Annotated in this window: 3 protein-coding genes and 1 pseudogene; 1 reads left to right on the forward strand and 3 read right to left on the reverse strand. The window is 70.6% G+C overall.

What is annotated here, in order from left to right; all coding sequences use genetic code 11:
• Window positions 1-103: pseudogene (locus VOI19_RS15955) on the reverse strand (ferredoxin); the annotation flags it as partial.
• 83 nt (window positions 104-186) lie between these two features.
• Between VOI19_RS15955 and VOI19_RS15960 the strand changes: the two are divergent.
• The gene (locus VOI19_RS15960) at window positions 187-1104 is read left to right on the forward strand and encodes a GNAT family N-acetyltransferase (protein WP_323793953.1); all 918 of its coding nucleotides are present in this window, start codon (window positions 187-189) and stop codon (window positions 1102-1104) included.
• Here VOI19_RS15960 and VOI19_RS15965 read toward each other — a convergent pair.
• Window positions 1088-1948: an esterase/lipase family protein gene (locus VOI19_RS15965; protein ID WP_323793954.1), complete on the reverse strand. Its 861-nt coding sequence runs from the start codon at window positions 1946-1948 to the stop codon at window positions 1088-1090. The two genes, VOI19_RS15960 and VOI19_RS15965, sit on opposite strands and share 17 nt — an antisense overlap.
• 40 nt (window positions 1949-1988) lie before the next feature.
• A complete protein-coding gene (locus VOI19_RS15970) occupies window positions 1989-3752 on the reverse strand; it encodes a VanW family protein (protein ID WP_323793955.1) in 1764 nt (587 codons plus the stop codon).
• Window positions 3753-3805 lie beyond the last annotated feature (53 nt).

Here is a 3805-nt window from a genome sequence, read left to right on the forward strand (position 1 = left end):
TGTAGAGCATCCGCTTGCCCTCGTAGATGCAGTCGACGGGGCACTCGTCGACGCACGCGCGGTCCTTGAGGTCGACACAGGGCTGCGAGATGACGTAGGTCATCGTGATCCTCCAAGGGTTGTTCTGCGGGTCGTTGCGCCAGAGCCTAGTATCCCGGTGTGCCGGAGCCGCGGGAACCCCACTCTGTGAACACCGGTCAGCACCTGCTCGGGCCCCATGTCGTCGGCACCCGCGTCGTCGTACGACGGGTGGTGCCGGGCGAGCAGGGCCCCACCGGTGGTCCGGCGCTCACCGACCTCCTCGGCGAGTGCGTGGCCTGGAGCAGCGGGGCCGACGGGACCTGCGTCGTGCGCCCGGCCGACGGCCCCGACGTCGAGATCGCCCTGCGCGACATCGTCTCCGGCAAGCCGGTGCCGCCAAGGCCCTCGGTGCGCTCGCGGGTCACCCCGGAGCAGGCGCAGCGACATGCCTTCGCGCTCTTCCCGGACCTGGTCACCGAGCCGGTGGGCTCCTGGGTGCTGCGCGACTCCGCCACGGCAACGGCGCGGCGGGCCCACTCGGTGCTGGCGTTCGGCCCCTCGGGCGTGGAGGACGACGTCGCCCGCGTGGTCGCGCACTACGAGCGTCCGGTGGCCGCCGTGCTGACCCACTCCCCCGAGCACGAGCGGTTGCTGAGCCTGGGCTGGGTGCCGGAGAGCCGCGACGGCTCGACGGTCTTCCAGGTCGCCGGCACCGCGCAGGTGGCGCGCGCCCTGCGCCGCGGGACCACCATGTCGACGACCGAGCCCGTGCTGGATGAGGCCGTGCCCGGTGCCTGGGCGCGGGCGGAGATCGAGGGACTCGCGACCGGCTACGCCGGGTTCGCCGACGACTGGGTCGGCTTCGCCGGCATCGAGGTCTCCCCCACCGCCCGTCGCCAGGGCCTGGGACGTGCGGTGATGGCGGCACTGCTCGACTGGGGCGCGGAGCAGGGGGCGACGACCGCCTACCTCCAGGTGCTCGACGACAACCGCCCGGCGCTGGCGCTCTACGAGGCGCTCGGCTTTCGCGAGCACCACCGCTACTGCTACCTGACCACGACGGCCGTCAGCAGCGCGGGCTGACCTTCTTCGACGCCGGACCTCGACGCGTGAGGGCGTCGAGCACGATGTCGATCGTGGGCGTGGCCAGCGGGACCGTGACGTGCTCGGCGAGCGAGGTCGGGCACAGGTCCTGGAGCGTGAGGTTGGTGGTTCGTCGCCCCTCGGTCAGGTAGCCGCTGGTGTGGGGCACCACGACCTGGTCGTAGCGGGTGGTGATCTGGGTGTAGTTGACCCGACCGGGGGTCTCGTCGCCCTGGTTGAGCCTGGTCAGGAAGGGCGAGCCTGCTCCCTGCTGCACGCACGCCCGGCACGGCCCGTTCACGATGGCAGCCACCAGCGCACTGATCGGGTTGTCGCCGCCGACGAAGGCGGTACCGTGGTTGGACGGCGCGATGCCGACGAGGTCGTCGACGAGCTTCTTGCCGCGCAGGAACTTGATCAGGTAGCGCGGCATCAGGCCGCCCTGGGAGTGCCCCACCATCGAGACCTTGCTCGCCCCGGTCGCCCGCAGCACCCGCTTGGTGTAGCGCTTGAGCTGCTTGGCCGAGGCCCTGATGTCGCTGAGACCCCGGTCGCCGTAGTCGAGGGAGAAGACACAGAAACCCTTGCTCTTGATCGAGCGGGAGAGCCCCTCGAGCAGGTTCTTGCGGTCGCCCATCGTGCCGTGCACCAGGATCACCGGCGTCGGGCGCTTCACGGTCGGCACGCAGTCCCAGTCGTTGGCGCCGGGCGGGTCACCACCGAGCACCCCGGCCGAGACCCCGGCCGACGCCCCGCCCGACACCGCAGCAGCGGGCACGACGAGAAGAGCGCTCAGCAACGCGACGAGCAGGGCGAGCAGGGAGGTCCGGGTCGTATGGCGCACGTCACGCAGCCTAGGTGAGGTCGCCGACGTGCTCCGCGGCTCAGCCGTTGCCGGACTTCTTGGGCTCGGGGTCCTTGCAGATCACGGTGTCGCTGGGCGTGTAGACGGTGTTGAAGACCTCGCGCCGCACGACCTCGTCCTCACCGACGTTGCGGAAGACCCGGGTCACGTCGATCGTGAACCCGTCGTAGCCCGTGTTGGGGTAGCAGTCCTCGGTGGTCAGCGTGCGCGTCTCCGGCGAGGTGGGGTTGTAGCGCCCGCCGGTGATCGACTCGATGTCCCAGACCTTGGTGGAGAACATGCGCACCCGCAGCTCGCCTTGCGAGGACGGCGTCGACGGCGTCACGTCGGCGGTGACGAGCACGCCGTACTCGGTGTCGTTCTGGAAGCGCAGGTCGAGTGCGCCGAAGACCACGGTCGCCTCGCGGCCGATCGGGTAGCGGTCGATGTAGAAGGAGTGCGGCTTGTGCTCGATGTCCTTGAGCCCCGCGAAGAACATCGCGTTGAACAAGGTCGTGGCCATCTGCGAGACCCCGCCGCCGAGGTCCTCCTTGAAGATCCCGTTGCTGATGATGAAGCCCTCGGTGAAGCCGTTCTCGCGGGTGCGCTCGCCGACGATGTCGTTCATCGAGAAGATCTCGCCGGGCTTGAGCACGGTGCCGTTGATGATCTCCGCGGCGCGACCGAGGTTGACGTTGCGGTACTCGGCGTAGGGGAAGAAGGTGCTGAAGTCGGAGACCTCCTCCTTGATCTTCAGCTTGCGTGCGTCGCGGGTGGTGAACTCCGCGGGCTGCACCGTGCCCTCGACCTCGGCGACCCGCTCGCCCTCGGGCTGGGCCACGAGGTCGAGGAAGGCCTCGACGACGTCCTCGGGCTCGAAGATCAGACCGGGCTTGGAGCGCACGACCTGGGGCTTGCCGTCGACGAGGGCCACGGTGGCGTCGACCGGCGCTCCCTTGCCGACGGTGGCGTCCTCGACGAGAGCGACGATCACGTCCTCGTCGACCGCGGGCACCAGCTCACCGTCGACGGCGTCGAGCGAGAGCGCGTCGGCGTAGTCGCGAGGCGACAGGCTGACGCGCGAGGCACCGAACTTCATGGTCACCGGGCCGGAGATCGCCGGGTTGGCGAAGCCGTCGAGAGCGGCGGTGACCTCGTCGTCGCCGATCTCGGGAGCCAGGTCGACCAGCGAGGCCGTGACGGCGTCGCCGCTCAGATAGGCCTCACGCACGGACTCGGCCACGGCTGCGGTGTCGAGACCGGCGCCGACCTTCGGGTCGCGCACGACGACCCGTCCGTCGACGAAGCGGATGCGACCGTCGCGCGCCGGGGTGCCGACCTCCTCGGCGGCCTCGTCGATCGCGGCCTCGAGCGTGTCGTCGTCGACCATGACGACGGGCTCGAGGTCGTCGCCGCCGGTGTAGTAGTTCCAGAGCCGCTCCGGTGCCCACGAGCGGCCGCCGCCGGCCTGACGCACGGTGGCCTGGAAGTCGACGCCCAGCCCGGAGGTCCTGGGGTCGATGCTCAGCACGGTGTCGTCGACGACCACCTCGATCGGAGCCCGGACGCTCGGCCCGAGCTCGTCGACCAACAGCTTGACCGCGCCGGCGCTGCTGCGACCGCCGATGTCGACGCCCGCCACGCGGGTGCCGCGCGGAACGTTGTCACCGGCCGCGGCGTAGGCGGCGGCGTACCCGCCGGCCACGAGGAGGCCCAGGACGAGCACGAGCACCACGACGACCCGGCCGCCGGCATGCTCCCGCGGCTCGCGAGGGGCGGCGGAGGGGCGGGACTTGGTGCTCATCGGGCCATCCTAGGAAAGATCCGCACCAGTCCCGGCATCGTCGGCGCCCGTCG

Origin of the sequence: Nocardioides sp. (genome assembly GCF_034670285.1) — a bacterium.
Lineage (GTDB): Bacteria > Actinomycetota > Actinomycetes > Propionibacteriales > Nocardioidaceae > Nocardioides.